General features: G+C 70.6%; 20 protein-coding genes and 2 pseudogenes. 8 read left to right on the top strand and 14 right to left on the bottom strand.

Going from position 1 to position 26,353, the window contains the following annotated elements; genetic code table 11:
• Positions 1 to 109 precede the first annotated feature (109 nt).
• Positions 110 to 889: pseudogene (locus tag ACIBK6_RS26005) on the top strand (cytosine permease).
• A 112-nt stretch (positions 890 to 1,001) separates the two neighbouring features.
• On the opposite strand, the gene ACIBK6_RS26000 reads toward ACIBK6_RS26005, so the two are convergent.
• The 3 genes from ACIBK6_RS26000 to ACIBK6_RS25990 all read right to left on the bottom strand — a co-directional run bounded on the left by ACIBK6_RS26000 (position 1,002) and on the right by ACIBK6_RS25990 (position 3,677).
• Positions 1,002 to 2,105, bottom strand: a complete 1,104-nt coding sequence (locus ACIBK6_RS26000) for a branched-chain amino acid aminotransferase (protein ID WP_399053744.1) — start codon at positions 2,103 to 2,105, stop codon at positions 1,002 to 1,004.
• A 237-nt stretch (positions 2,106 to 2,342) separates the two neighbouring features.
• On the bottom strand, positions 2,343 to 3,392 hold the full coding sequence (locus tag ACIBK6_RS25995; protein ID WP_399053743.1) for a 3-isopropylmalate dehydrogenase: 1,050 nt from the start codon (positions 3,390 to 3,392) through the stop codon (positions 2,343 to 2,345).
• Positions 3,393 to 3,548: 156 nt separating this feature from the next.
• Positions 3,549 to 3,677, bottom strand: coding sequence for a hypothetical protein (locus ACIBK6_RS25990; protein WP_399053742.1), 129 nt, complete (start codon positions 3,675 to 3,677; stop codon positions 3,549 to 3,551).
• A 379-nt stretch (positions 3,678 to 4,056) separates the two neighbouring features.
• On the opposite strand from ACIBK6_RS25990, the pseudogene ACIBK6_RS25985 reads away from it, so the two are divergent.
• The 4 genes and pseudogenes from ACIBK6_RS25985 to ACIBK6_RS25970 form a co-directional block, all read left to right on the top strand.
• Positions 4,057 to 4,455, top strand: a pseudogene (locus ACIBK6_RS25985) (NADP-dependent oxidoreductase); the annotation flags it as partial.
• Positions 4,456 to 4,654: 199 nt separating this feature from the next.
• Positions 4,655 to 6,700 carry a phosphocholine-specific phospholipase C gene (locus ACIBK6_RS25980; RefSeq protein ID WP_399053741.1) on the top strand — a complete coding sequence of 682 codons (2,046 nt, stop codon included), beginning with the start codon at positions 4,655 to 4,657 and terminating at the stop codon, positions 6,698 to 6,700.
• Between the two features lie 135 nt (positions 6,701 to 6,835).
• On the top strand, positions 6,836 to 7,540 hold the full coding sequence (locus tag ACIBK6_RS25975) for a nitroreductase family protein (protein WP_399053740.1): 705 nt from the start codon (positions 6,836 to 6,838) through the stop codon (positions 7,538 to 7,540).
• A gap of 105 nt (positions 7,541 to 7,645) precedes the next feature.
• A complete protein-coding gene (locus ACIBK6_RS25970; RefSeq protein ID WP_399053739.1) occupies positions 7,646 to 8,521 on the top strand; it encodes an alpha/beta fold hydrolase in 876 nt (291 codons plus the stop codon).
• Positions 8,522 to 8,625: 104 nt separating this feature from the next.
• On the opposite strand, the gene ACIBK6_RS25965 is transcribed toward ACIBK6_RS25970, so the two are convergent.
• Positions 8,626 to 9,093, bottom strand: a complete 468-nt coding sequence (locus ACIBK6_RS25965; RefSeq protein ID WP_399053738.1) for a hypothetical protein — start codon at positions 9,091 to 9,093, stop codon at positions 8,626 to 8,628.
• Positions 9,090 to 9,626 (bottom strand): RNA polymerase sigma factor, encoded by a 537-nt coding sequence (locus ACIBK6_RS25960; RefSeq protein WP_399053737.1) that lies wholly within the window; start codon positions 9,624 to 9,626, stop codon positions 9,090 to 9,092. Before ACIBK6_RS25960 ends, ACIBK6_RS25965 begins: the two co-directional genes overlap by 4 nt.
• A 134-nt stretch (positions 9,627 to 9,760) precedes the next feature.
• On the opposite strand from ACIBK6_RS25960, the gene ACIBK6_RS25955 reads away from it, so the two are divergent.
• Positions 9,761 to 10,624, top strand: coding sequence for an alpha/beta fold hydrolase (locus ACIBK6_RS25955; protein WP_399053736.1), 864 nt, complete (start codon positions 9,761 to 9,763; stop codon positions 10,622 to 10,624).
• A 101-nt stretch (positions 10,625 to 10,725) separates the two neighbouring features.
• On the opposite strand, the gene pruA is transcribed toward ACIBK6_RS25955, so the two are convergent.
• Both pruA and ACIBK6_RS25945 read right to left on the bottom strand, forming a co-directional pair.
• Positions 10,726 to 12,357, bottom strand: coding sequence for an L-glutamate gamma-semialdehyde dehydrogenase (gene pruA / locus ACIBK6_RS25950; RefSeq protein WP_399053735.1), 1,632 nt, complete (start codon positions 12,355 to 12,357; stop codon positions 10,726 to 10,728).
• 66 nt (positions 12,358 to 12,423) lie between these two features.
• A complete protein-coding gene (locus ACIBK6_RS25945; RefSeq protein WP_399053734.1) occupies positions 12,424 to 13,350 on the bottom strand; it encodes a proline dehydrogenase family protein in 927 nt (308 codons plus the stop codon).
• A gap of 211 nt (positions 13,351 to 13,561) precedes the next feature.
• Here ACIBK6_RS25945 and ACIBK6_RS25940 point away from each other — a divergent pair, with 211 nt between their 5' ends.
• Positions 13,562 to 14,707, top strand: a complete 1,146-nt coding sequence (locus ACIBK6_RS25940) for a PucR family transcriptional regulator (protein ID WP_399053761.1) — start codon at positions 13,562 to 13,564, stop codon at positions 14,705 to 14,707.
• A gap of 39 nt (positions 14,708 to 14,746) precedes the next feature.
• On the opposite strand, the gene ACIBK6_RS25935 is transcribed toward ACIBK6_RS25940, so the two are convergent.
• The 7 genes from ACIBK6_RS25935 to ACIBK6_RS25905 all read right to left on the bottom strand — a co-directional run bounded on the left by ACIBK6_RS25935 (position 14,747) and on the right by ACIBK6_RS25905 (position 25,261).
• Entirely contained in the window at positions 14,747 to 15,337 is a 591-nt protein-coding gene (locus ACIBK6_RS25935; RefSeq protein WP_399053733.1) for a TetR/AcrR family transcriptional regulator, read from the bottom strand.
• An 80-nt stretch (positions 15,338 to 15,417) separates the two neighbouring features.
• On the bottom strand, positions 15,418 to 17,010 hold the full coding sequence (gene serA / locus ACIBK6_RS25930; RefSeq protein ID WP_399053732.1) for a phosphoglycerate dehydrogenase: 1,593 nt from the start codon (positions 17,008 to 17,010) through the stop codon (positions 15,418 to 15,420).
• Between the two features lie 288 nt (positions 17,011 to 17,298).
• Positions 17,299 to 18,300 (bottom strand): ketol-acid reductoisomerase, encoded by a 1,002-nt coding sequence (gene ilvC / locus ACIBK6_RS25925; protein ID WP_399053731.1) that lies wholly within the window; start codon positions 18,298 to 18,300, stop codon positions 17,299 to 17,301.
• 109 nt (positions 18,301 to 18,409) lie between these two features.
• Complete coding sequence (ilvN, locus tag ACIBK6_RS25920; RefSeq protein WP_399053730.1) at positions 18,410 to 18,937, bottom strand: acetolactate synthase small subunit; 528 nt, start codon at positions 18,935 to 18,937, stop codon at positions 18,410 to 18,412.
• 26 nt (positions 18,938 to 18,963) lie between these two features.
• Entirely contained in the window at positions 18,964 to 20,832 is a 1,869-nt protein-coding gene (locus tag ACIBK6_RS25915; protein WP_399053729.1) for an acetolactate synthase large subunit, read from the bottom strand.
• 227 nt (positions 20,833 to 21,059) lie between these two features.
• Positions 21,060 to 23,936 carry a putative bifunctional diguanylate cyclase/phosphodiesterase gene (locus tag ACIBK6_RS25910; protein ID WP_399053728.1) on the bottom strand — a complete coding sequence of 959 codons (2,877 nt, stop codon included), beginning with the start codon at positions 23,934 to 23,936 and terminating at the stop codon, positions 21,060 to 21,062.
• A gap of 383 nt (positions 23,937 to 24,319) precedes the next feature.
• Complete coding sequence (locus ACIBK6_RS25905) at positions 24,320 to 25,261, bottom strand: 2-hydroxyacid dehydrogenase (protein ID WP_399053727.1); 942 nt, start codon at positions 25,259 to 25,261, stop codon at positions 24,320 to 24,322.
• Positions 25,262 to 25,335: 74 nt separating this feature from the next.
• On the opposite strand from ACIBK6_RS25905, the gene ACIBK6_RS25900 reads away from it, so the two are divergent.
• Positions 25,336 to 26,349, top strand: a complete 1,014-nt coding sequence (locus ACIBK6_RS25900; RefSeq protein ID WP_399053726.1) for an aldo/keto reductase — start codon at positions 25,336 to 25,338, stop codon at positions 26,347 to 26,349.
• Positions 26,350 to 26,353: the final 4 nt, after the last annotated feature.

Here is a 26,353-nt window from a genome sequence, read left to right as displayed (position 1 = left end):
TGAACGTCACTCTAACCAGAGATTTCACAGACCGGAAGCATTGACGTCCAAGCTTGGCATGGGTCACATTGAGCGCCACTCAAACACTCCGAGAGTGAGAGGCACCGGCATGCCCATAGAACAGCGCGGAGTCGATACCGTCCCGGAGGCGAGGGGGGCACCTCCCTGCGCATGGGGGTCCCCCCTGTTCGAGCGAAGCCGAGAACTTGGGGGAGGAGTCGAGAGCCTGGGGGAGCACCAGCGGACCCCGCGATCTCGTGTCGATCCTGCTCGGCTCGAACCTGTGCCTCGGGGTGATCGTCTTCGGCTGGCTGCCGGTCTCCTTCGGCCTCGAAATGGGGTCTCCCCTGCTCCTTGAGAGCTGGGGGAAGGGGCCTCGGTCAGCGCGGTGATCGCGGGCACCCTGCTCACCGCGCCGCCGGCCCTCGTCCCGCTCCGTACCGCCACCAACCTGTCGACCTCATCCGGCGCCCAATTCGGCGTGCGCGGACGCCTGGTGGGCTCGGCGGTGGGCCTGCTGCTCGCCGCGATCGGCACCCCCTGGGCGGTGATCACCCTGATCGGCTTCGCGCGCTGTCGCGGCGTGTACGACGCCGACGCGCTCCAGGTCTTCAACCGCCGTGCGCGGGGCGGGATTTACTGGTACCGGGCCGGCTGGAACCCGCGCGCGGTGGGCGCCTGGGCACTCGGCGCGGGCACGGGCCTGCCGGCCGTCCCCCTGCCCAACTACCAGGGCCCGCTGCTGACGTGGACCGGCGGGGTGGACTGCGGCTTCCTGCTGTCGGGGGTGGTGGGAGGGGTGGCGTACGTGGCGCTGACCGCCCGGCCCCGCACAGCAGAAAAGGCCGCCCCGGACGCGGAGTCCGAGACGGCCCTGGTGGAAAGCTGAGGGCCTGAGCAGGCCGCTGGAGGCGCCTTTCGGCACCAGCGCCCTAAGGGGCGCGGGGAACTGCGCGACCAGCCCCGGACGGCCCGCAGTCGAAATACAACCAGCCGTTCACTCAGCCGAGCTGATGCATCCAGCCGTGCGGGTCCGCGGCCTGCCCGGTCTGAAGGTCGAGCAGCGCCTTGCGGAGCTTCATCGTGACCTCGCCGGGCTGCCCGTCGCCCTGGGTCCACTCGGCACGGGCCGACTTCACCGAGCCGACCGGAGTGATCACTGCGGCGGTGCCGCAGGCGAAGACCTCGGTCAGGGTGCCGTTCTCGTTGTCGCGCTTCCAGTCGTCCGTGGAGATCCGGCCCTCGACGGCCTCGTAACCGAGGTCGCGGGCGATCTTCAGGAGGGAGTCGCGGGTGATGCCGGGCAGCAGCGACCCGGTCAGCTCCGGGGTGACGATCTTGGGCTTTTGATCAGACTCAGCCCCGTACACGAAGTACAGGTTCATGCCGCCCATTTCCTCGATCCAGCGGTGCTCCACGGCGTCCAGCCAGACCACCTGGTCGCAGCCGTGCTGGGCGGCCTCGGCCTGGGCGACGAGGGAGGCCGCGTAGTTGCCGCCGGTCTTGGCCGCGCCGGTGCCGCCCTTGACGGCACGGACGTACTCCTCGGACAGCCACACCGAGACGGGCTTCACACCGCCGGGGAAGTAGGCGCCGGCCGGGGAGGCGATCACGATGAAGAGGTACTCGTTGGCGGGCTTCACGCCGAGGCCGACCTCGGTCGCGATCATGAAGGGGCGCAGGTAGAGGGAGGCCTCGCCGGAGGCCGGGACCCACGCCTTGTCCTGCTGGATCAGCGCGTCGCAGGCCGCGATGAAGAGGTCGGCGGGCACCTCGGGCATGGCGATGCGGCGGGCCGAGGACTGGAACCGCGCGGCGTTGGCCTCGGGGCGGAAGGTGGCGACCGTGCCGTCGGGCTGGCGGTACGCCTTGAGGCCCTCGAAGATCGTCTGCGCGTAGTGCAGCGTCATGTTCGCCGGGTCCATGGAGAGCGGCGCGTACGGCACGAGCTGCGCCTCGTGCCAGCCGCGGCCCTCCGTCCAGCGCACCGTCACCATGTTGTCGGTGAAGTGGCGGCCGAAACCGGGGCTGGCCAGGATCGCCTCGCGCTCCGCGTCGGACAGCGGGTGCGAGGTGGGCTTGAGCTCGATCGTGGGCGTCGTCATGAGTGCTGTGTCCTTCACCGGTGGATAGTGACGGACCGCGCTCACGCCGTGTTGTGCCGGGACGTCCGAGCTGCTCCGCATGGCGCGGGCCCTCGTCCGATTATCGCTCGTGGTGGGGCCTTGGACATAACGGTGTGATGTGCGGTCCGGGGATGATGGTGTCACCCGGTGGCCGCATGCGAAAAGCCGCCGGGTGCGAACTGCGACCCGGCGGCCGGTGCGTGTGCGGGCGCTGGGTCAGCCGGCTACGCGTACGGCGAGCGCGTCGCCGATCTCTTCCGTCGTACGGACCGAGCTGCCGCGGGCCGCCAGGTCGGCGGAGACGGCGACCTCGATGCAGGTGGCCTCGGACTCGTGGCCGAGGTGGCGCAGCAGCAGGGCGACGGAGAGGATCGTGGCCGTCGGGTCGGCCTTGCCCTGTCCCGCGATGTCCGGCGCGGAGCCATGCACCGGCTCGAACATCGAGGGGAACTCGCCGCTCGGGTTGATGTTGCCGGAGGCAGCGACGCCGATGCCGCCGGAGACGGCCGCGGCCAGGTCGGTGATGATGTCGCCGAAGAGGTTGTCGGTGACGATCACGTCGAAGCGCTCGGGCTGGGTGACGAGGAAGATCGTCGCCGCGTCGACGTGCAGGTAGTCGGTGGTGACCTCGGGGAACTCCTCGGCCACCTTGTTGAAGATGTTGGTCCACAGGTGCCCGGCGTAGGCCAGCACGTTGTTCTTGTGGACCAGGGTCAGCTTCTTGCGGGGGCGGGCCTGGGCGCGGGCGAAGGCGTCCCGGACCACGCGCTCGACACCGAAGGCGGTGTTGACCGAGACCTCGGTGGCCACCTCGTGCGGGGTTCCGGTGCGGATCGAGCCGCCGTTGCCGGTGTACGGGCCCTCGGTGCCCTCGCGGACCACGATGAAGTCGATCTCGGGCTGTCCGGCCAGCGGGGTCGCGACACCCGGGAGCAGCTTCGAGGGCCGCAGGTTGACGTAGTGGTCGAAGAGGAAGCGGAGCTTCAGCAGGAACCCGCGCTCCAGGACGCCGGACGGGACCGAGGGGTCGCCGATCGCGCCGAGCAGGATCGCGTCGTGCTGCTTGAGGGCGGCGACGTCGGCGTCGGTGAGGGTCTCACCGGTGGCGTGGTAGCGCCGGGCGCCGAAGTCGAACTCCCTGGTCTCCAGCTTCACATCCGGCGGAAGGACCGCGGTCAGGACCTTGAGGCCCTGGGCCACGACCTCCTGGCCGATGCCGTCACCGGGAATCACTGCGAGATTGATGCTGCGAGAACTTGCCGACATGGTGGCACCCTACCCCCGCGTCCCAGCCACTGACACGCCCTGTCCACAGTATGGACAGGAGTTCCGGGCAGGACACACCGGACGGCGCCGGCCGTACTCACCGCCAACTCCCGCCACAGCGCGGACGGTTCACCGGCCGCGCCGTTCGGTGGGGGCTCAGTGCCCCGTGGCGCCGCCGTTGTCCCTGCGGTCCAGTGCGCGCTGGAGGGCGGCGGCGGCGTTCTTGCGGTCGGACTCACTGGCGCGCGAAGAGTGACGGACGCGGCGGACGGGCTGCTTGGTCATGGGAATTCGACTCCTCTGCTGGGAGGTCCGGGGCAGGCCCCGGCGGATGCAGTGAGGTGCCGGAAGGGGCGGGGAGCGCTGCCGCAGGGGTTGCCTGCCTGAGGGCACTGCGCTCACGACCGCCATTCGCCGGATCGGCGAGACGTTCGGCTTCTACAAAGCTAAGCGCTGGGCTCGCGTCTGTCTCTACAATTACTCGGACTTCCTACTATCTGAGACGCCCCGCCGCCGCCGAGCCCGCCGGGCGCAGCGCCCGGAGCTCCCTGATCCTCGCCCGCCGTCCCCGGCCCCACCTCCCGCACCAGGCGCACCAGGCGCACCTCGGGCACGATCCCGGGATGCCGGGCGACGAGCCCTTCGAGCGCGGGCGGCAGCACGGGTGCCGGCCGGGGTCGGGGTCGCCCCGGTACCGGAACCTGCCCCCGGTACCGCGCTCGTCGAGAACCTCTACCTCTCCGTGGACCCGTACCACCGCGAGGTGATGGACCACGGCCCGCTGCACACCCCGCTGGAGGGCCGCGCGCTCGGCCGGGTACCGGCCTCGCGCGATCCGGGACTCGCGGCGGGCGATCTGGTCTTCCACCGGCAGGGCCGGCGCACCCACGCGCTGGTCACCCTGGGGGCCGACGGGGTGCGGAAGATCAAGGCGTACGACGGCGTTCCGCTCTCCGCGCAGCTCGGCATCCTGGGCGGCACCGGCCTCACCGCCTATGTGGCGCCGACCCGGACGCTGCGGCTCGAACGCGGCGAGGAACCATTGAGGACCGCCGAGGGCGGCTGAGGACCACTGAAAACCGCTGAGGACCGCTGAGGACCGTTGAGGGCGGCTGAAAGCCCCGGTGGATTCCGGCCGTTGGACGCCATTGACCGAGAGTTCACACATCTCTCCCCGTAGAGGTCTGGCTCCAGACCATTGAGCGGCTGCACTCTTGCGCTCGATGTGCCGCTGGGGCGCACGGGACCGGACAGGCGGGCGGATGACACCGATCAGTCGTAGAGGATTCGTGGCACTCGGCGCGGGCGTGGCGGCCGGAGCCGTACTGCCCCCGGGGACGGCCGGCGCGGCCGGTTCGGCCGTCATGAGCACGGCGGCCGCCTCGGCGACCGGCACCATCACGGACGTCAGGCACGTGGTGATCCTCATGCAGGAGAACCGCAGCTTCGACCACTACTTCGGCCGCCTCAAGGGCGTCCGGGGCTTCGGCGACCGCAGCGGGATCCTGCTGTCCGGCGGGCAGCCCGTGTTCAACCAGCCCAACGGGCTCGGCCGCCAGTACCCGTGGAAGCTGAGCTCGACCCCGGCGGCGGGCGGCGCCGACGGCGAGACCCTCGCGCAGTGCGACGGCGACCTGCCGCACAGCTGGTCCTCGCAGCACTCGGCGTGGAACCAGGGCCGGATGGACAACTGGGTGGCGGGCGTCGGCAACGTGCGCAGCCTCGGCTACCTCGACCGGGGCGACATACCGTTCCACTACGCGCTGGCCGACAACTACACCATCTGCGACGCCTACTTCAGCGCCACGCTCAGCGCCACCGGCCCCAACCGCACCTACCTGTGGAGCGGCAAGGTCGACGGCTCCAGCAACGACGGCGGCGACGAGTCGGGCCTGACCTGGGAGGCGTACGCGGAGGCCCTCCAGCGCGCCGGGGTCAGCTGGAAGGTCTACCAGAACGCCGGCGACAACTACGGCGACAACGGCCTCGCGTACTTCCAGAAGTTCGCCTCCGCGCCCGCCGGCGACCCGCTGCACGACCGCGGCATGGGCTCCGTCCCGGCGGTCACCGGCTCGACCCCCGACGACATCGCCGCCGCCATCAAGGCGGACGCCCTCGCCGGCACGCTCCCCCAGGTGTCCTGGGTGGTCGCCAACCAGGCCTTCTCCGAGCACCCGTACGCCCCGCCCGGCGACGGCGCGCACTTCGTGGACCTGGTGTACCGCGCGCTCGCCGCCGCCCCCGACGTCTTCGACTCGACCGTCCTGTTCCTCAACTACGACGAGAACGACGGCTTCTTCGACCACGTACCGCCGCCGTCCCCGCCCGCCGGGACGGCCGGGGAGTTCCTGGGCGGCATCCCGTACGGCCTCGGCTTCCGGGTGCCGATGCTGGTCATGTCGCCCTGGACACGCGGGGGTTGGGTCTCCTCGGAGGTCTTCGACCACACCTCCGTACTGCGCTTCATGGAAACGTGGACCGCCGCCATCGGCACCCCGGCGACCTGCCCCAACATCAGCGACTGGCGCCGCAAGGTCACCGGCGACCTGACCGGCGTCTTCGACTTCGCGTCGCCGGTGTACGGCATGGCGTCCGGGCTGCCCGCGACCTCGGTCATCGGCATCGGCATGTGCGGCCCGCTGCCCAACCCGTCGCCGCAGACCAACGCGCTGCCCGCGCAGGAGCCCGGCACCCGCCCGGCCCGCGCGCTGCCGTACCAGCCGAACGGCAACCTCGACCGGTTCGAGTTCACGTCCGGCGGGCAGATCCTGGCCTGGTTCGGCATGGCCAACCAGGGCGCCCCGGCGACCAGCGCCGCGCACTTCTCCATCCACCCCAACGCCTACCGCGACACCACGCCGTGGCAGTACACGGTCGACGCGGGCGGCACCGCCACCGACTCCTTCAGCATCGGTACGGGCTTCGGCTCGGGCACGTACGACTTCACCATGGTCGGCCCGAACCGCTTCCAGCGCCGCTTCACGGGCGACGCGACGAGCGCGGGCAAGTCCATCGAAGTGGCGGCCCGTTACGGAGTCGAGCCCGGCACCGGCAAGCAGGCGATCTGGTTCAAACTGACCAACGCCTCCGCCGCTGCGGTGAAGTTCACCGTCACCTCGAACAACTACCGTACGGACGGCCCCTGGACATACACGGTGGGGGCGGGCGGCTCCACCGAGGACTACTTCAACGCGGTGGCGTACCAGAACGGCTGGTACGACTTCACGATCACGGCCGACGCCGACTCGACGTGGACGCGCCGGTACACGGGCCACATCGAGACGGGCGCGGTGTCGGTGAGCGGCTGACCAGAGGGCCTCGGGAAGGGGGGCGGCCCCTGCTGCCCCCCTTCCACCTCTCGTAGGCACCTGGACTGGACCTTTCAAGTCACTTACATGTCAGGGCACTTGGAGCGTCACGCACCCGGCGGCCAAAATCTCCCCATGCCCACACCCACCGAGCAGCACTGGACTCCCGTCCACGGCGAGCCGTACCGGCCCGTCCCCTACCGCCCGGCGCGGATGCCGAGCGCCGAAACCCTCGCGCGGGCCGCCGAGTTGCGCGAGCGCATGGACGAGCGCCGCACCGTACGCCGGTTCTCGGCCGACCCGGTCCCCGAGCAGGCCGTCCGCGACGCGGTCGCCTGCGCCGCGACCGCGCCGTCCGGCGCCCACCAGCAGCCGTGGACGTTCGTCCTGGTCAAGGACCCGGACGTACGGCGCCGGATACGCCAGGCGGCCGAGGAGGAGGAGCGGATCTCCTACGACGGGCGGCTCGGCGAGGAGTGGCTGGCGGCGCTGCGGCCGATCGGCACGGACGCGGTGAAGACCCACCTCACCGATGCCCCGGTCCTGCTCGTCGTGTTCCAGCAGCGCTACTGGCTGGCCGACGACGGCACCAAGCACAAGCACTACTACGTCGACGAGTCGGTCGGCATCGCCGTCGGCATGCTGCTGTCCGCCCTTCACCAGTCCGGTCTGGCGGCCCTGGTGCACACCCCGAGCCCGATGCGCTTCCTGTCCGAGGTGCTCGACCGGCCCGCGAACGAGAAGGCGTTCGCGGTGATCCCGGTCGGCTATCCGGCCGACGACTGCGAGGTCCCGGACCTGGTGCGCAAATCGCTCGACCAGGTGCTGATCGAGGTCTGAGGCGCACGCCTCCCGCCCCGTCCCGAAAATCGTGGGGAACCTTCGCCCGGCCGCGCGCCTCCTGGCGGGATGACGCACCACCATCCGTCCGGCGAAGGGGACCCCATGACCATCAGCGAACGTCCGATGCCGCACCTCGAAGGCGCCGCGCACCGGCAGGTGACGGTGCGCGGTGTCCGGCTGCACGTGGCGGAGTTCGGCAGCGGCGAGCCCGTCGTGCTGCTGCACGGCTTTCCGCAGCACTGGTACGCCTGGCGCCGCGTCGTGCCGCTGCTCGCCGCCGAGTACCGGCTGATCTGTGTGGATCTGCGCGGCTTCGGCTGGTCCGAGCAGAGCCGCACCGGGTACGACACCGATTCGCTGGCCGCCGATGTGCTCGCCCTGCTGGACGAACTCGGCCTGGACAGGGCAGTGTTGGCGGCCCACAGCTGGGGCGCCGGCGTCGCGTTCCGGCTCTCCCTTCGAGCCCCGGACCGCGTGCGCGCGCTCCTCGCCCTCAACATGACGCACCCCTGGACCCGCCACCGCGATGTGCTGCCGACCCTGTGGCGGATGTGGTTCACCGCGTTCATCGAGTACCCGGTGCTCGGCCGCCTCGTCCTGCGGCACTGGCCCGCCTTCACGCGCCACCTCCTGCGGCGCGGGTCGGGCGACCCCGCGCTGTGGAGCGAGGCGGAGCTGACGGAGTTCACCGAGGCCACCCAGGTCTCGGCCCATGCCGGGCAGGCGCTGTTCTGGCAGTACGTCGTACGGGACATCCCGGCCGGGTTCCGCGGCACCCACCGCAGGACCCGCCTCACCGTGCCGACCCGGGTGCTCGGCGGCGAATTCGACCCCGTGATCCCTCCGGCGCTGCTCCGCGGCGAACCGTACGCCGACGATCTGACGGTACGCGTCGTGCCGGGCGCCGGGCACCATCTCCCTGAGGAGCTGCCGGAGTTGGTGGCGGAGGAGCTGCGCAAGCTGATCGCGGCGAACTAGGCGAACCAGGCCGGCTGGGGGGCTGTCGCCGTCAGCGCAGGGCGGTCCCCCACATCAGGCAGGCGCCGTCACGCAGGGCGGCCCGGCGCTCCAGGCAGGCGCGGTCAGCGCAGGACGGCCCGGCGCTCCACTTCCCGGAAGAACGCGAGGGCCCGGCGTTCGCCGAGCAGGCGCCGGTAGGCGTGCTGCAGGGGGCCGAGGGCGGCGGGCCGCAGCGCGCCGCACACCGCGAACCGCGTGCCGTCGCCATCCGGCTCGGCCGCCATGCCCATGGTCACGAGCCGGGACTGCATCAGGCACCAGCCGGGCCCGAGCCGCACCGCGAAGTCACCCCGCAGCCCCATCACGTCCACGGCCCGCGCCGTCTTGCGCTCGCTGTCACCGGCCGGCACCCGGAACTCCCGCACGAAGGAGATGAGATGGGGCAGTTCGCCCTCCAGGTCGGCGACGACCGCCCACACCCGCTCGAAGGGCAGGTCGATCCGGCGCTCGGCATGGAGCGGGGCCCGCAGTCCGGCGGCCAGTACGCGCAGCCGTGCCAGGGTGCCCGCGCCGTCGAAGGGAGGTGTCACCGCGTCCACGCCTTCCGGAAGGAGGAACGGGCCCTGCTCAGCCGTGACTTCACGGTGCCCTCGGGTACGTCGAGCAGCTCGGCCATGGCTCGCTCGCCGAGCCCCTCCAGCTCGCGCAGCACCAGCACGGTGCGCTGCTGGACGGGCATCCGGGCGAGCAAGTCCCGTATTTCGGCGGACAGTTGGGAGGTGTCCGCGTGCGGCAGCAGATCGCGCAGCCGGGCGATCTCCGCGGGGTCGGCGGGGCTCTCCCCGGCGGTACGCCGCGCCACCCGGACGGCCTCCCGCACGGTGACCGCGCGCGTCCACCCGTAGAACGCGAGCGGGTCCCGCAGTCCGCGCAGCCCGCGGAACACGGCGAGCAGCGCCTCCTGCACGGCGTCGGCGGTGTCGGCCGGGGCGATGGGCGCGCACAGCCGGGTGACGTACGGGGTGATGAGCCCCAGCAGATCGTCCATGGCCAGCGCGTCACCGCGCCGCGCCGCGCGCACGAGCGGCACGGCGACGTCCCAGGGCCGTATGTCGTCATCCATCGCCGCATCCATCGCCGCCAAGGTAACGGACCACAACCTCTAACCGCTCATCGCCCCTTGACAAGTTATCCGGCGACGCGATTACGTATCTCCGACAGGGTCAACCAGTCAAAGAAACCACGGGGGTTAGAGACATGAGCAGGCGACCGGTCCACTACCGCACCGCGACCGTCCGGGGCCACGAGATCTTCTACCGGGAGGCGGGCGCGCCCGACGCACCCGTACTGCTCCTGCTGCACGGCTTCCCGACCAGCTCGCACATGTTCCGCGACCTGATCCCGCGGCTCGCCGACCACTACCGCGTGATCGCCCCCGACCACCTCGGCTTCGGCCGCTCGGCGGCCCCGAGGGCCGCGTCCGTGACGTACACCTTCGCCGAACTGGCCGCGATCACCGACGAGTTCACCGAGCAGCTCGGCCTGAGCCGGTTCGCGATCTACATCCAGGACTACGGCGCCCCGATCGGCCTGCGCCTGGCGCTGAAGCACCCGGAGCGCATCACCGCGATCATCACCCAGAACGGCAACGCGTACACCGAGGGCCTCGGCGAGGCCTGGGCCGCGCCGCTCGCCCTGATCGCCGACCGCACGCCCGAGACCGAGGCGCCCGTCCGGGAGATCCGCTCCCTCGACGGCATCAAGTGGCAGTACCTGCACGGGGTCGAGGACCCGACGCTGGTCAGCCCGGACGCGTACCACCACGACGCGGCGCTCATGGCCCGCCCGGGTCAGGACGAGATCCAGCTGGACCTGATGGCCGACTACGGCTCCAACTTCGACCTCTACCCGGCCTTCCAGGAGTACTTCCGCACCAGCCAGGTCCCGCTGCTCGCGACGTGGGGCGCCCACGACGAGATCTTCATCCCGGCCGGCGCCCAGGCCTTCCAGCGCGACCTCCCCAACGCCGAGATCCACCTCCTCCCGACGGGCCACTTCGCCCTGGAGACCCATGCGGCGGAGATCGCTGCCCTGATCGACGGGTTCCTCGCCCGGAAGTAGCCACCCGGGGCGTCGCCGGTCCCGACGACCGCTGCAACTGAAACCGCCCCCGTCCTCGGTTGGGGGACCAAGGACGGGGGCGGGGTTCGGGGGTGGCTGGGTCAGCCCATGTGGGGGTAGGTGTAGTCGGTCGGCGGGACCAGGGTTTCCTTGATGGCCCGGGTCAGCGTCCAGCGCATCAGGTTCTGCGGGGCGCCCGCCTTGTCGTTGGTGCCCGAGGCGCGGCCGCCGCCGAAGGGCTGCTGGCCGACGACGGCACCGGTCGACTTGTCGTTGATGTAGAAGTTGCCCGCCGCGTAGCGGAGCTTGTCCATCGTGTACGCCGCCGCCGCGCGGTCGTTGGCGATGACGGCGCCGGTCAGGGCGTAGTCGGAGACCGACTCCATCTGGGCCAGCATCTCGTCGTACTTGGCGTCGTCGTAGACGTGGATCGCCAGGATCGGGCCGAAGTACTCGGTCGTGAAGACCTCGTTCGCCGGGTCCGAGCACTCGATGACGGTCGGGCGGACGAAGTAGCCCACCGAGTCGTCGTAGGTGCCGCCCGCGACGATCGTGCAGGACGCGTCGGCCTTCGCACGGTCGATCGCGGCCTTGTTCTTCGCGAACGACCGCTCGTCGATGACGGCGCCGATGAAGTTCGACAGGTCGGTGACGTCACCCATGGCGATGCCGTCGACCTCGGCCGCGAACTCCTCCTTGAAGCCGTCGTTCCAGATCGACGCAGGGACGTACGCACGCGAGGACGCGGAGCACTTCTGGCCCTGGAACTCGAAGGAGCCACGGGTCAGCGCGGTCTTCAGGACGGCGCGGTCGGCGCTCGGGTGCGCCACCACGAAGTCCTTGCCGCCGGTCTCGCCGACCAGGCGCGGGTAGGTGCGGTACTTCTCGATGTTCGTGCCGACCGTCTTCCACAGGTGCTGGAAGGTCTTGGTCGAGCCCGTGAAGTGGATGCCCGCCAGGTCGCGGTGGTTCAGGGCGATCTCGGAGACCGCCAGGCCGTCACCGGTGACGAGGTTGATGACGCCCTTGGGTAGGCCCGCCTCCTCCAGCAGGCTCATCAGCAGCACGGCGGCGTGGGTCTGCGTCGGGGACGGCTTCCACACGACCACGTTGCCCATCAGAGCCGGGGCGGTCGGCAGGTTGCCCGCGATGGCCGTGAAGTTGAACGGCGTGATCGCGTAGACGAAGCCCTCCAGCGGGCGGTGGTCCATGCGGTTCCACACGCCCGGGGAGTTCGCCGGGGGCTGCTCGGCGAGCAGGTTGCGGGCGTAGTGGACGTTGAAGCGCCAGAAGTCGACCAGCTCGCACGGGGTGTCGATCTCGGCCTGCTGCGCCGTCTTCGACTGGCCCAGCATGGTGGAGGCGGCGAGCGTCTCGCGCCACGGGCCGGCCAGCAGCTCGGCGGCGCGCAGGATGATCGCGGCGCGGTCGTCGAAGGACATCGCGCGCCAGGCCGGGGCGGCGGCAAGCGCCGCGTCGATCGCGTCCTGCGCATCCTGGGTGGTGGCGTTGGCGTACGTGCCGATGACGGCCTTGTGGTTGTGCGGCTGCACGACGTCGAAGCGCTCGCCGCCGCCCATCCGCTTCTCACCGTTGATGGTCATCGGCAGGTCGACGGGGTTCTCGGCCAGCTCCTTGAGCTTGGCCTCCAGACGGGCGCGCTCCGGGGAACCAGGGGCGTAGCCGTGCACCGGCTCGTTGACCGGGGCGGGGACCTGGGTCACAGCGTCCATGACTCGTTGACTCCTTAGTGAGGGGTGATCCGGCGACCGGAGGGGCTTGGGACGTCTGTCCGAAATCTAGTTCTTGGTGATCATCGAGCGCACGAAGAACAGCAGGTTGGCCGGCTTCTCCGCGAGGCGCCGCATGAAGTAGCCGTACCAGTCGGTGCCGTACGCCGTGTAGACGCGCATCCGGTGGCCCTCGGCCGCGAGCCGGATGTGCTCCTCGCTGCGGATCCCGTACAGCATCTGGAACTCGTACTCATCCAGCTTGCGCCCCGCACGGCGGGCGAGCTCCTGGCCGATGGCTATGAGGCGCGGGTCGTGGGACCCGATCATCGGGTAGCCCTCGCCCTCCATCAGGGTCTTCAGGATGCGGACGTACGCCTTGTCGATCTCGCCCTTGTCCTGGTAGGCGACCTCGGCGGGCTCCTTGTAGGCGCCCTTCACGATGCGCACCCGGCTGCCCGCGTCGGCCAGGCGGCGGGCGTCGGCCTCGGTGCGGAAGAGGTAGGCCTGAATGACGCAGCCGGTCTGCGGGAAGTCCTTCCGCAGTTCCTCGTGGATGGCGAACATCGAGTCGAGGGTGGTGTGGTCCTCGGCGTCCAGGGTGACCGTGGTGCCGATCGCGGCGGCGGCCTCGACGACCGGGCGCACGTTGGCCAGCGCCAGCTCGTGGCCGCCTTCCAGTGCCTGGCCGAACATGGAGAGCTTCACGGACATCTCGGCCTTGGGGCCGTGGCCGAGCTCCTTGAGCCGCTCGATGAGCTCCAGGTAGGCGTCGCGCGCGTGGGCGGCCTGCTCGGGGGTGGTGATGTCCTCGCCCACCACGTCGAGGGTGACCTCAAGGCCCTTGCCGACGGTCTCCTCGATGATCGGGACGACCTGCTCGACGGTCTCGCCGGGGATGAACCGGTTCACCACGGGCTTGGTCACCGGGGCGGCCGAAACAAGCTTGCGCATCTTGTCGCTGCGCGACGCGGCGAGGATCACGGGACCCAGCACGGGGCACCTCCACGGAAAGAACTAGACGGAGCCGCGACCGGGACCGGAAGGACGGTGGACGTCTTCCCGGCGAACCGGTAACGGCACGGAGAACCACCGTGAAACCTAAGGATCTCCCCGATCCTCTGCCATCGACAGCTGTCACGCATCCGTGGCCCAGATCTCATACACATGTCTGAAGCGGGCCGCCGAATGAGCGAGAATGGCTGGCGTGAAGGGCGACTACCAGGATCTGGTCGATGAAATCTCGGCGCTGCTCGGCGCCCCCGCGACGCTGGAGAACCGGGATTTCGGGCTGATCGCCTTCGGGGCGCACGACTCGGATGACGACCTGGCGATGGACCCGGTCCGCACCCGTTCGATCCTGACCAGGAAGTCGACGCCCGCCGTCCGCGCCTGGTTCGAGGGCTTCGGCATCACCCGCGCCACCGGCCCGGTCCGCATCCCGGCCGCCCCGGACGCGGGCGTGTTCCGGGGCCGCGTCTGTCTTCCGGTACGCCATCGGGGCATCGCCCTCGGATACGTCTGGCTGCTCGACGCGGAGCCCGGACCCGCCGAGGACAAGCTCGCCGCGGCGATGGAGGTGGCCGCCAGGATCGGTGTGCTGCTCGCCGACGAGGCGCAGGCGGGGGCGGACCTCTCCCGCGAGTTCCGGGCGGCGCTGACCGCGGAGCGCGGCCGGCCGCGCGACACGGCGACGGCCGCGCTGGAGAGCGCGCTCGGCCCGGACGCGGCGGGCCTGCACGCGCTGGTCTGCGTCGCGCCCTGGCCCACCGAGGACGCCCCTTCGGCCCGTACGGTGGCGGGGGCGGCGGCGGTCTGCACGGTGCCGTGGCCGGACTCCGGCGGGGGTCTGGTGCTGGCCGCGCTGGTGCGGTTGCGGTCGGCGGACGCGCTCGCGCCGGCCCGGACCGCGGCGGAGCGGCTGCGCGGCAGCGCCGGGGCGGGTGCGGCGGCCGGGGTGGCGGTGGCCCGGCGCGGTCTCGCCGAACTCGCTCTCGCCCGGCAGGAGGCAACCTCCGCCGCGCGTGCGGTACTTGCCGAACCCCGGCTCGGACCGGTCGCCCAGTGGTCGGCGATCGGCCCGTACCGACTGCTGACCGCCCTGCCGACGGCAGCGGGCCAGGACCCGGCGGTACGGGCCCTGTTGAGCCCGGCCAACGCCGAACTGGCCCGTACCGCCGAGGTGTTCCTCGACTGCGCGGGCCAGGCGGGGCGCGCCGCGGCGAGCCTGGGCATCCACCGTCAGACGCTCTACTACCGGCTCTCGCGCGTCGAGCACCTCACCGGTCTCGACCTGGACCAGGGCGAGGACCGGCTGCTGCTGCACATGGCGCTGAAGGCCGCGCGGCTGTGACGGTCACCCCAGGCCCTGGCAAGGGGTTTTGACCGACCATCAGCTCCGGCCTTCGTCCCCGTCGATCCCCATGACGATCTTCAGGCCCTCGGTCAGCTCCTGCGCCGAGGGCGCCGTTTCCGGGTCGACCATCCACTGGACCATCACCCCGGCGAGCAGCGCCTGACAGAAGGCGCCGGCCAGCCGGGCCCGCTCGGGGTCGGCCTGCTCGTCCAGGCCCAGGAAGTTCTCGGCGAGGCCCTTGCGCCCCTCCAACTGCGGGCCCGCGAGGGCCTGTTGGAGCTCGGGGTCGCTGTCGAGGCGGGAGACGATCTCCATCTGGAGCTTCCAGACCGGGCGGCTCTCCTCGTACGAGCCGATGACCTTCGCCCAGGCCCGCTCGAAGCGTTCCAGCGGCGGCAGGTCCTCGGCCGCGCTCGCGCCCGGACCGTCGCCCACCGTGTCGCCCCACTCCTCGGTCAGCTTCAGGAAGGCCAGGTTGAGCAGGGCCTCCTTGGAGCCGTAGTGGTAGCCGATGGAGGCCAGATTGGTGCCGGACTCGGCGACGATGTCTCGGGCGGTGGTGCGGGCATAGCCCTTCGCCAGCAGGCAGCGCTTGGCGCCTTCGAGCAGATCCTCACGGTGTCCCATGACAGCAGCGTACCCGGCACCCAGACGCTCGTCTAAGACAGGCGTCTAGGTGCCGGGTACGGGACCGCTGGGCCGGAGCGTCAGTCGGTCAGGTTCACCGAGCGGGCCGAGTTGGCGCCGATCTCGGCGGCGACCTCGTTCAGCACGTTCTGCGGAATGGTGTCGTCCACGGTCAGCACGGCGAGCGCCTCGCCGCCCTCCTCCGCGCGCGCCACCTGCATGCCCGCGATGTTGAGCCCGGCCTCGCCGAGGACCCGGCCGACGGTGCCGACGATGCCGGGACGGTCCTCGTAGCGGAGCACGATCATGTGGTCGGCGAGCGCCAGGTCCACGTCGAACTCGCCGATCGCGACGACCTTCTGGACGTTCTTCGGGCCGGCCAGGGTGCCGGAGACCGCGACCTCCTCGCCGTCCGAGAGGGTGCCGCGCACGGTCACCACATTACGGTGGTCCGGGGACTCGCTGGAGGTGGTCAGACGGACCTCGACGCCGCGCTCCTGCGCGAAGAGCGGGGCGTTGACGTAGGACACCGTCTCGTCCACCACGTCCTCGAACACGCCCTTGAGCGCGGAGAGTTCGAGCACCTTGACGTCGTGCTGGGTGATCTCGCCGTACACCTCGACGTCGAGGCGGACCGCCACCTCGCCCGCGAGCGCGGTGAAGATGCGGCCGAGGCGCTCGGCGAGCGGCAGGCCCGGCTTGACGTCCTCGGCGATCACGCCGCCCTGGACGTTGACCGCGTCCGGCACCAACTCGCCCGCGAGCGCCAGCCGTACGGACCTGGCGACGGAGATGCCCGCCTTCTCCTGGGCCTCGTCGGTGGAGGCGCCCAGGTGCGGGGTGCAGACGACCTGGTCGAGCTCGAACAGCGGGGAGTCCGTGCAGGGCTCCTTCGCGTACACGTCCAGACCGGCGCCCGCGACGCGGCCCTCCTTGAGGGCGGAGAACAGCGCGGCCTCGTCCACGATCCCGCCGCGCGCGGCGTTCACGATCCGCACGTGCGGCTGCACCTTGTGCAGCGCCTCGTCGCCGATCAGGCCGATCGTCTCGGGGGTCTTGGGCAGGTGCACGGTGATGAAGTCGGAGACTTCGAGCAGCTCGTCGAGGCTGAGGAGCTTGACGCCCATCTGGGCCGCGCGGGCGGGCTGCACATAGGGGTCGTACGCGACGATCTTCATGCCGAAGGCCGACATGCGCTGCGCGACCAGGACGCCGATGCGGCCGAGGCCGACGACACCGAGGGTCTTCTCGCTCAGCTCGACGCCGGTGTACTTGTTCCGCTTCCACTCGCCGTTCTTCAGCGCGCTGTTGGCCTGCGGAATGTTGCGCGCGGTGGCGACCAGGAGGCCGCAGGCGAGCTCGGCGGCGGTGACGATGTTGGAGGTCGGGGCGTTCACGACCATCACGCCGGCCTTGGTGGCGGCGGAGACGTCCACGTTGTCGAGGCCGACTCCCGCGCGGGCGACGACGCGGAGCTTCTTGGCGGCGGCGATGGCCTCGGCGTCGACCTTGGTGGCCGAGCGGATCAGGATCGCGTCGACACCGGCGATGGCGGGCAGCAGTTGGGCGCGGTCGGCCCCGTTGCAGTGCCGGATCTCGAAGTCCGGCCCGAGGGCGTCGACGGTGGCGGGCGACAGCTCTTCAGCGATGAGTACGACAGGTTTCGAGCTCACGTGGGTCCTCACTGAGTCCTTTGCGGACGGCCGTCCCGACGGCCGCAGGCGGTGGAGGGGAAGCGGCGCCGGGGAATTTCGGGTGCCTGCAATTCCTCGGGGTCGCTGTGCCGCGTGGAAGACGCACGACGCTGTGGGCCTGACGCGTTTGTGTTGCTGAGCAGTCTAGTGCTGCTCGTTAGGTGGTTTTCCGCCATGGCGGAGAGATCACCCATAGGGGGTTGGACTTGTTGTCCATTGAAGCGAGGGGGGCCGGACGGTGTGTCCGGCCCCCCTGGCCCGCAAGGCTTACGCCTCGTCGTTCTGGACCCAGCTCATGAGCTTGCGCAGCTCCTTGCCGGTGGTCTCCAGGAGGTGCTCGGAGTCCTGGGTCTTGTACTCGTTGTACTTCTTCAGACCCGAGTGGTACTCCTCCATCCAGTTCTTCGCGAACGTACCGTCCTGGATCTCGGCGAGGACCTTCTTCATCTCGGCCTTGGTGTCGGCGGTGATGATGCGGGGGCCGGTGACGTAGTCGCCCCACTCGGCGGTCTCCGAGATCGACCAGCGCATCTTCTCCAGGCCGCCCTCGTACATGAGGTCCACGATCAGCTTCAGCTCGTGGAGGCACTCGAAGTACGCGATCTCCGGCTGGTAACCGGCCTCGGTCAGCGTCTCGAAGCCCGCCTTGACCAGCGCCGCAGTGCCACCGCAGAGGACGGCCTGCTCACCGAACAGGTCGGTCTCGGTCTCCTCGGTGAACGTCGTCTTGATGACGCCCGCCCGCGTACCGCCGATGGCCTTCGCGTACGAGAGCGCGAGCGCGAAGCCGTTGCCGGTCGCGTCCTGCTCGACCGCCGCGATGCACGGAACGCCGCGGCCCTCCTCGTACTGACGGCGCACCAGGTGACCCGGGCCCTTCGGGGCCACCATGCACACGTCGACGCCCGCCGGGGCCTTGATGAACCCGAAGCGGATGTTCAGGCCGTGGCCGAAGAACAGCGCGTCGCCGTCCTTCAGGTTGTCCTTGATGGACTCCTCGTACACCTGGGCCTGGATCGGGTCCGGGACCAGGATCATGATGACGTCGGCCTCGGCGGCCGCCTCGGACGGCGTCACCACGCGCAGGCCCTGCTCCTCGGCCTTCGCCTTGGACTTGGAGCCCTCGTGCAGACCGACGCGGACGTCGACACCCGAGTCACGGAGCGACAGCGCGTGGGCGTGGCCCTGGCTGCCGTAACCGATCACCGCGACCTTGCGGCCCTGGATGATGGACAGGTCGGCATCGTCGTCGTAGAACAGCTCGGCCACTGGGATATCTCCTTGGTGTGCTGGGTGTTGCGTCCACCGTATCGGTGGGGGTGGGTGAGGAATGGGTGAGTCTCGCGATACGGGCCGGATCAGACCCGTGTGCGCGGACTCAGGCGCTGCGGTCCAGGGCGCGCAGCGACCGGTCCGTGATGGACCGGGCGCCTCGCCCTATGGCGATCGTCCCGGACTGGACGAGCTCCTTGATGCCGAACTGCTCCAGCATCTTCAGCATCGCCTCCAGCTTGTCGGCGCCGCCGGTGGCCTCGATGGTCACGGCCTCGGGCGAGACGTCCACGGTCTTGGCGCGGAACAACTGGACGATCTCGACGATCTGGGAGCGCGTTTCGTTGTCGGCCCGCACCTTCACCAGGACGAGCTCGCGCTGGATCGCAGCGCTGGGCTCGAGTTCGACGATCTTCAGGACGTTGACGAGCTTGTTGAGCTGCTTGGTCACCTGCTCCAGGGGCAGGTCCTCGACGCCGACCACGATGGTGATGCGGGAGATGTCGGGGTGTTCGGTGACACCGACGGCGAGCGAGTCGATGTTGAAGCCGCGGCGGGAGAACAGGGCGGCGATCCGGGCGAGGATGCCGGGGGTGTTCTCGACCAGGACCGAGAGCGTGTGCTTGGTGGACATGAGCCTCTTACCTCTTCCTACAGCTCTCAGTCGTCTTCGTTGTCGCCGAAGTCGGGGCGGACGCCGCGGGCGGCCATGACCTCGTCGTTGGAGGTGCCGGCGGCGACCATCGGCCACACCTGGGCGTCCTCGTGGACGATGAAGTCGATCACGACGGGGCGGTCGTTGATCGAGTTCGCTTCCTGGATCGCCTTGTCCAGGTCCTCGGGGCGCTCGCAGCGGATCGCGTAACAGCCCATCGCCTCGGACAGCTTGACGAAGTCCGGGACCCGGGTGCCGCCGCTGGGCTTGCCCTGCTCGGCGATGCCGTCCTCGGGGCCGGAGTGCAGCACCGTGTTGGAGTAGCGCTGGTTGTAGAACAGGGTCTGCCACTGGCGGACCATCCCGAGCACGCCGTTGTTGATGATGGCGACCTTGATCGGGATGTTGTTGGTCGCGCAGGTGGTCAGTTCCTGATTGGTCATCTGGAAGCAGCCGTCGCCGTCGATCGCCCAGACCATCCGGTCCGGCTGACCGGCCTTGGCGCCCATCGCGGCGGGGACCGCATAGCCCATCGTTCCGGCGCCGCCGGAGTTCAGCCAGGTGGCCGGGCGCTCGTAGTTGATGAAGTGGGCGGCCCACATCTGGTGCTGGCCGACGCCCGCCGCGTAGATGGTGTCCGGGTCCGCGAGCTCTCCGATGCGCTGGATGACGCGCTGCGGGGACAGCGTGCCGTCGTTCGGCTCGTCGTAGCCCAGCGGGTACGTCTCGCGCCAGCGGTTGAGGTCCTTCCACCAAGCGGTGTAGTCGCCCTTGTGGCCCTCGGAGTACTCGGCCTGGACGGCCTGCACCAGGTCGGCGATGACCTCGCGGGCGTCGCCCACGATCGGGACGTCGACCTCGCGGTTCTTGCCGATCTCGGCCGGGTCGATGTCCGCGTGGATGACCTTGGCGAACGGCGCGAAGCTGTCCAGCTTGCCGGTCACGCGGTCGTCGAAGCGGGTGCCGAGCGCGATCAGCAGGTCCGACTTCTGCAGTGCGGTGACGGCGGTGACCGCACCGTGCATGCCGGGCATTCCCACGTGCAGCGGGTGACTGTCGGGGAAGGCGCCGAGCGCCATCAGGGTGGTGGTGACGGGCGCTCCGGTGAGCTCCGCAAGGACCTTCAGCTCGGCGGTGGCGCCGGCCTTCAGGACACCGCCGCCGACGTACAGGACCGGGCGCTTGGCCGCCACGATCAGCTTGGCGGCCTCGCGGATCTGCTTGGCGTGCGGCTTGGTGACCGGCCGGTAGCCCGGCAGGTCGGTCTGCGGCGGCCAGGAGAACGTGGTCTGCGCCTGGAGAGCGTCCTTGGCGATGTCGACCAGGACGGGACCCGGGCGGCCGGTGGAGGCGATGTGGAAGGCCTCGGCGATGGTCCGCGGGATGTCCTCGGCCTTGGTGACCAGGAAGTTGTGCTTGGTGATCGGCATCGTGATGCCGCAGATGTCCGCCTCCTGGAAGGCGTCCGTGCCGATCGCCTTGGAGGCGACCTGGCCGGTGATCGCGACCAGCGGCACCGAGTCCATGTGCGCGTCCGCGATCGGGGTGACCAGGTTGGTGGCGCCCGGACCCGACGTCGCCATGCACACCCCGACCTTGCCGGTGGCCTGCGCGTAACCCGTCGCCGCGTGCCCCGCGCCCTGCTCGTGCCGGACCAGGACGTGCCGGACCCGGGTGGAGTCCATCATCGGGTCGTACGCCGGGAGGATCGCACCGCCGGGGATACCGAACACCACCTCGGCCCCGACCTCCTCAAGAGAACGGATGAGGGACTTCGCGCCCGTGACGTGCTCAACGGTCGCGGACTGGTGTCCGCCGTTACGGGGCCGCGGCTGCGGATGGTGGGCCCCGGTGGCCTGCTCGGTCATCGGCATTCTCTTCTCGAAGCTGAGGGTTTATGCGGTGGTTTGATCGAGATCGCGGTGGTGCTTGAGGGGTGCCAGTGCAACAAAAAACCCCTCGTGCCGTGAGGCAAGCGAGGGGAGCGCGTCGGGTGCGGTCTGCGGAGCCTGCATGGGGCTCCGCTTCAGCCGACGCGCTTTCCAAGTACGAGAATTCGGGTGCGCATGGCATTGACCCTCCCCCCGGCGCGCAGGTGGTGTCAAGTAGGTGGGACGGGCGTCTCATTATTTGAGCTGAGCAGGGGACGGCTGCGGCCGCTGAGCACGGGGAGCGCGGCCCCGCCGGGGACCGGGAACTCGCCGCGCACCAGGGCCCTGCGCAGCCGGTACTCGTCCAGCGGCCCGGAGAACGCCATACCCTGCCCATGCGTACACCCCATGGCGCGCAGTGCCAAGACCTGTTCCGGCACATCGACGCCGTCGGCCACCGACTGCATGCCGAGATCGCAGGCGATCCTGAGCAGTCCTGCGGTGATCTTGTGCAGCCGGGCCGATTCGACCACGCCCTCGACGAGCCCCCGGTCCAGCTTCAGTACGTCGATGGGGAGCCGGCGCAGGGCGTTGATCGCCGCGTAGCCGCTGCCGAAGCCGTCGAGCGCGATCCGTACGCCGAGCCTGCGCAGGCCCACCAGGCGTCGCTCCAGCTCGTCGAAGGAGATCCTGGGGTCGCTGTCGGCCAGCTCGATGATCAGAGCGCCGGACGGCAGCCCGTGCCGGGTCAGGAGGGCTTCGAGGGAGCCGAGCGGCATCGACTTGTCGAGCAGCCGCCGGGCCGAGAGGCGTACCGACACCGGGGCGTCGTGGCCCGCGCGCAGGCGTTCCGCGGCACGCTCGACGGCCTCCTCGAGCAGCCAGCGGCCCAGCTCGGCCGCGCGCTCGCTCTCATCGGCGACCCGCAGGAATTCGGCCGGGGTGAACAGGATGCCCTGAGCGGATCTCCACCGCGCCTGGGCCGCGACGGCGGACACCTCACCGGTGGTGAGGTGTACCACGGGCTGGTGCAGTACGGCGAATTCGCCCTCGTTCAGCGCGGTACGCAGCCGGGCCGCGAGCTCCGACTTGCGGACGACCTCGGCCTGCATCTGCGGGGCGTACAGCTCGACCCGGTTCTTGCCGCCGGACTTGGCGCGGTACATGGCGAGGTCGGCGTTGCGCAGCAGTTCGCCCGCGCCGACGCCCGGCTCGGCGAAGGCGACCCCGATGGAGGCGGCGACCCGCACGTCGTTGCCGTCGATCTGGTACGGCTGCGACAGGGTGAGGCGCAGCCGGTCGGCGATCTCTCTGACCTGGTATTCGCGGGCGGCGCGGTCGCGGGTGCCGTCGCCGAGGATCAGCGCGGCGAACTCGTCGCCGCCGAGCCGGGCCGCGGTGTCCCCGGCCCGTACGGACTCCTGGAGTCTGCGGGCGGCCTGGATGAGCAGCTCGTCGCCGGCCTGGTGGCCGATGGTGTCGTTGACCTGTTTGAAGCCGTCGAGGTCGATGAAGAGCACGGCGGTGCCGGGGTCGGTGGTGCGGCGCCCGCCGAGCGCCTTGCGCACCCGCTTGGTGAACAGGGCGCGGTTGGGCAGGTCGGTGAGCGGGTCGTGCTCGGCGTTGTGCTCCAACTGCGCCTGCAGGCGCACCCGTTCGGTCACATCGCGGCTGTTGAGAATGAGCCCGCCCTGGTGGCGGTTGACGGTCGATTCCACGTTGAGCCACTCGCCGGTCCCCGACTTGAAGCGGCATTCGATCCGCGTCGTGGGCTCCTCGGCGGGCTGCGCCGCCAGAAACCGGCGCACCTCGTGCACCACCCGGCCCAGGTCCTCCGGGTGGATGAGAGAGGCCAGCTCGGACCCGACCAGCTCCTCCGCGTCCCGCCCGTAGACGCCGGCGGCGGCCGGGCTGACGTATCGCAGTATCCCGGTGGGGGCGGCGATCATGATGACGTCGCTCGAACCCTGCACCAGGGAGCGGAAGTGGTTCTCCTTCTGGGCCAGTTCATGGGTGAGCGCGATGTTGTCGAGCAGCATGATGCCCTGGCGGACCACCAGCGCGAGCACGACGGTGCAGCCGGTGAAGACGACCACGCGGTCGACCCGGCGGCCCTCGATGACGTTGTAGAGGATGCCCAGGGTGCAGACGGCCGCCGCGAGGTACGGCGTGAGCGCGGCCAGTGAGCTGGCGAGGGGGCGGGTCACCGGCAGGGCGGGCGAGCGGGTGGCAGCGTTCGGCGGGCGCGCGGCCCGGGGCGCGGCGACCGGCCTGCTCGGCTGCGCGGCGGCGGATCTGCGGGCGCCCCAGGGGGCGTACGCGAGCAGCAGGGAGCCGGCGAACCAGCCCGCGTCGAGGAGTTGCCCCGAGCGGTAGTGCTCGCGCAGCAGCGGCGAGGTGAACAGGGCGTCGCACAGCACGGTCAGGGCGAGCGCCGCGATCGCGGTGTTCACCGCGGACCGGTTGGCCGACGAGCGCCGGAAGTGCAGCGCGAGCACCATGCTGACCAGGACGATGTCGAGCAGCGGGTAGGCGAGCGCGAGGGCGGCGTGGGCGGTGCTCTCGCCCGCGCCCTCCATGCGCGCGGTGTGCGCCAGCGCCAGGCTCCAGGACAGCGTGAGCAGGGAGCCGCCGATCAGCCAGGAGTCGAGCGCGAGGCACACCCAACCCGCCCTGGTCACCGGGCGTTTGGCGAGCACGAGCAGTCCCACGATGGCCGGCGGCGCGAAGCAGAGGAAGAAGAAGTCGGCGGGTGACGGGGTGGGTACCTCACGGCGGAGCACCACCTCGTACCAGCCCCATACGCCGTTGCCGCAGGCGGCCATGGCGGAGGAGCAGGCGAACAGCAGCCAGGCCGGCCGAAAACTGCCCTCGCTCCGCCCCGAGCCGGCCCGTGCGTACAGGAAGCAGGAGACCGCGGCGATCAGGGCCGCGCTGCAGAGGCCGAAGTCGCCCATGATCAGGGCGAGTTCCTCGGAGCCCCAGCCGAGGAAGGCGCCGGTGCCGTATCCGGCGCAGATCAGGGCGAGCACGAGCTGGGAAACCAGGCCGGCCCCGCCACCGCCGGACATCGGCGGCCGGTCCAGGATCGCTCCCGGGGCGCTCACCGGAGCGCTCCAAGCCACCGGGCGCGGGCCCGGGCCGCGTTCCGGGACCCGGTGCCGCGGGCCCACGGGGCGTACTCCTGGACGGAGTTCGCCGTTCCGCCGCTTATCGCTGTGGCGTTCGTCGCTCCACCGCGGTGAAATGCTGCGCGATGCGCGCGGCGGGGTTGCCTCAGCCGGCTCCGCCGCGTCGGATCGTTCGTCCATTGGCCGTGCATCGCCCGTCGCCCCCCTCGCAGTGATCGCTCCCCCGCGCCGCAGACGCACGGCGCAGCCCCCGGTCGGGACGATACACCAGTCTCGTCACTCAGGGACATAGCACCTCTACGCTCAGTAACGGTCAGGAGCCAGCCCGGCACCGCGTGCATCCGCACTGCTCCGGAGCGTCACCGACCGGTCGTCAGAACGACATTGGCCAGCGGCTCGCCGGCCGCGAAACGGGTCAGCTGGGCCGCGAGCAGGCGCTTGGCGCGGGGTGCGAAAGCTGAGGTGGAACCGCCCACATGCGGGCTGATGAGGACATTCGGAGCGTGCCACAGGGGGTGCCCCGCGGGCAGCGGCTCGGGGTCGGTGACATCGAGTGCCGCGCGGATGCGGCCGGATGCCAGCTCGGCGAGCAGCGCCCCGGTGTCCACGACGGGCCCGCGCGCGACGTTCACCAGGAGCGCCCCGTCCTTGAGCCGGGCCAGGAAAGCGCCGTCCACCAGCCCCTTCGTCTGCTCGGTCAGCGGCGTGGAGACGATGACGACGTCCGCTTCCGGGAGCAGTTCGGGCAGATCGGTCAATGCGCGCACTTCGCCGCGCTCCGTTGTGCGCCAGGAGCGCGCGACGCGCGCCACCCGCGCGCACTCAAAGGGCGCGAGCCGGTCCTCGATGGCCGATCCGATCGCCCCGTATCCCACGATCAGTACCGACTTGTCGGCCAGGGCCGGGTAGAAACCGGACCGCCACTCCTCCTTCTCCTGCCCCTGGACGAACCCGGGGATCCCGCGCAGCGAGGCGAGGACGAGAGCGAGGGCCAGCTCGGCGGTGGACGCCTCGTGGACGCCCCGCGCGTTGCACAGACGCACGCCCGGCGGCAGCAGGCCGAGACCCGGCTGTACGTGGTCGATGCCGGCGGTCAGCGTCTGCACGACCCGGATGCCGGTCATCGCGGCGAGCGGGCGCACCGCGATGCCCGTGCTCTTCATGTACGGGACCACGTAGAAGGCGCAGTCGGCGGGGTCGGCCGGGAAGTCGGGGCCGCCGTCCCAGAACCGGTAGTCCAGGGACCCGGGCAGGCCCTGGATCCCGGCGGCCTCGAAGGGGAGCCAAACGTCTGCAGTCATGGTCAGGAGGCTATGCGAAGGGCGGTTGTGGCCAGAGGTTAGTTTGGGGAGCGACGAGGGAGGGATCCGGGCAGGTGGAGCGCAGGACAATCGGTGCGGGGGCCCTGCGGGCGGGTGCGATCGGGCTCGGCTGCATGCCGATGAGCTGGGGGTACGCCCGCTCGCAGCAGGATCTGGAGCGCTCGCTGCGGGCCGTGCACACCGCCCTTGACGCCGGCTCGAACCTGCTCGACACGGCCGACATGTACGGGCCGTTCACTAACGAGCTGCTGATCGGGCGGGTGCTGAAGGAGCGGCGGGACGAGGCGTTCGTCGCCACCAAGTGCGGGCTGCTCGTGGGCGTCGACCGGCATGTGGTCGCCAACGGCCGCCCCGGGTACGTGCGTCGGGCCTGCGACGCGTCGCTGCGGCGCCTGCACACCGATGTCATCGACCTCTACATGCTGCACCGCGTCGACCCCGAGGTGCCCGTCGAGGAGACCTGGGGGGCGCTGGCGGAGCTGGTGACGGCGGGGAAGGTACGGGCGCTCGGGCTCAGTGCGATGGGGGCGCGGGCGGTGCGGCGGCCCGGGGCCGGAGCCGGGGTGTACGGGCTGCACGAGGGCCGGTACGAGGAGACGGTGCGGCTGCTCGAACGCGTTCAGCAGGTGTTCCCGGTCGCGGCGGTGCAGGCCGAGCTGTCCGTCTGGTCGCGGGAGGCGCTCGACGCGCTGCTGCCGTGGTGCACGGTGCGGGGGGTGGGTTTCCTCGCCGCGATGCCGCTGGGGAACGGGTTCCTGACAGGCACGCTCACTCCGGGGCAGGGCTTCGAGCCGGACGACATCCGGGCCCGGCATCCCCGCTTCACGGCGGAGATGATGGCGGCGAACCAGCCCGTGGTGGCGGGGCTGCGGCGGGTTGCCGCGCGGCACGGGGCGACGCCGGGACAGGTGGCGCTGGCGTGGCTGCTGCGGCTGGGGCGGCAGGTGATTCCCGTGCCGGGGGCGAAGCGGGCGGAGTGGGTCCGGGAAAACGCGCTTGCCGCGTCCCTGCGGTTGACCTCGCGGGACCTGGTGACACTGGCCTCGCTGCCGGCCGCCCGGGACTGACCGA

Origin of the sequence: Streptomyces sp. NPDC050485, assembly GCF_044458185.1 — a bacterium.
In the GTDB taxonomy this organism is placed as follows: domain Bacteria; phylum Actinomycetota; class Actinomycetes; order Streptomycetales; family Streptomycetaceae; genus Streptomyces.
This window is presented reverse-complemented; position numbering and strand designations above follow the sequence as displayed.

Excerpts from the sequence above, each read along its gene's own strand:
- ACIBK6_RS26000 (WP_399053744.1), bottom strand. The coding sequence starts at position 2,105 with ATGACGACGCCCACGATCGAGCTCAAGCCCACCTCGCACCCGCTGTCC.
- ACIBK6_RS25995 (WP_399053743.1), bottom strand. The coding sequence starts at position 3,392 with ATGTCGGCAAGTTCTCGCAGCATCAATCTCGCAGTGATTCCCGGTGAC.
- ACIBK6_RS25990 (WP_399053742.1), bottom strand. The coding sequence starts at position 3,677 with ATGACCAAGCAGCCCGTCCGCCGCGTCCGTCACTCTTCGCGCGCCAGT.
- ACIBK6_RS25980 (WP_399053741.1), top strand. The coding sequence starts at position 4,655 with ATGACACCGATCAGTCGTAGAGGATTCGTGGCACTCGGCGCGGGCGTG.
- ACIBK6_RS25975 (WP_399053740.1), top strand. The coding sequence starts at position 6,836 with ATGCCCACACCCACCGAGCAGCACTGGACTCCCGTCCACGGCGAGCCG.
- ACIBK6_RS25970 (WP_399053739.1), top strand. The coding sequence starts at position 7,646 with ATGACCATCAGCGAACGTCCGATGCCGCACCTCGAAGGCGCCGCGCAC.
- ACIBK6_RS25960 (WP_399053737.1), bottom strand. The coding sequence starts at position 9,626 with ATGGATGACGACATACGGCCCTGGGACGTCGCCGTGCCGCTCGTGCGC.
- ACIBK6_RS25955 (WP_399053736.1), top strand. The coding sequence starts at position 9,761 with ATGAGCAGGCGACCGGTCCACTACCGCACCGCGACCGTCCGGGGCCAC.
- pruA (WP_399053735.1), bottom strand. The coding sequence starts at position 12,357 with ATGGACGCTGTGACCCAGGTCCCCGCCCCGGTCAACGAGCCGGTGCAC.
- ACIBK6_RS25935 (WP_399053733.1), bottom strand. The coding sequence starts at position 15,337 with ATGGGACACCGTGAGGATCTGCTCGAAGGCGCCAAGCGCTGCCTGCTG.
- ilvN (WP_399053730.1), bottom strand. The coding sequence starts at position 18,937 with ATGTCCACCAAGCACACGCTCTCGGTCCTGGTCGAGAACACCCCCGGC.
- ACIBK6_RS25915 (WP_399053729.1), bottom strand. The coding sequence starts at position 20,832 with ATGCCGATGACCGAGCAGGCCACCGGGGCCCACCATCCGCAGCCGCGG.
- ACIBK6_RS25905 (WP_399053727.1), bottom strand. The coding sequence starts at position 25,261 with ATGACTGCAGACGTTTGGCTCCCCTTCGAGGCCGCCGGGATCCAGGGC.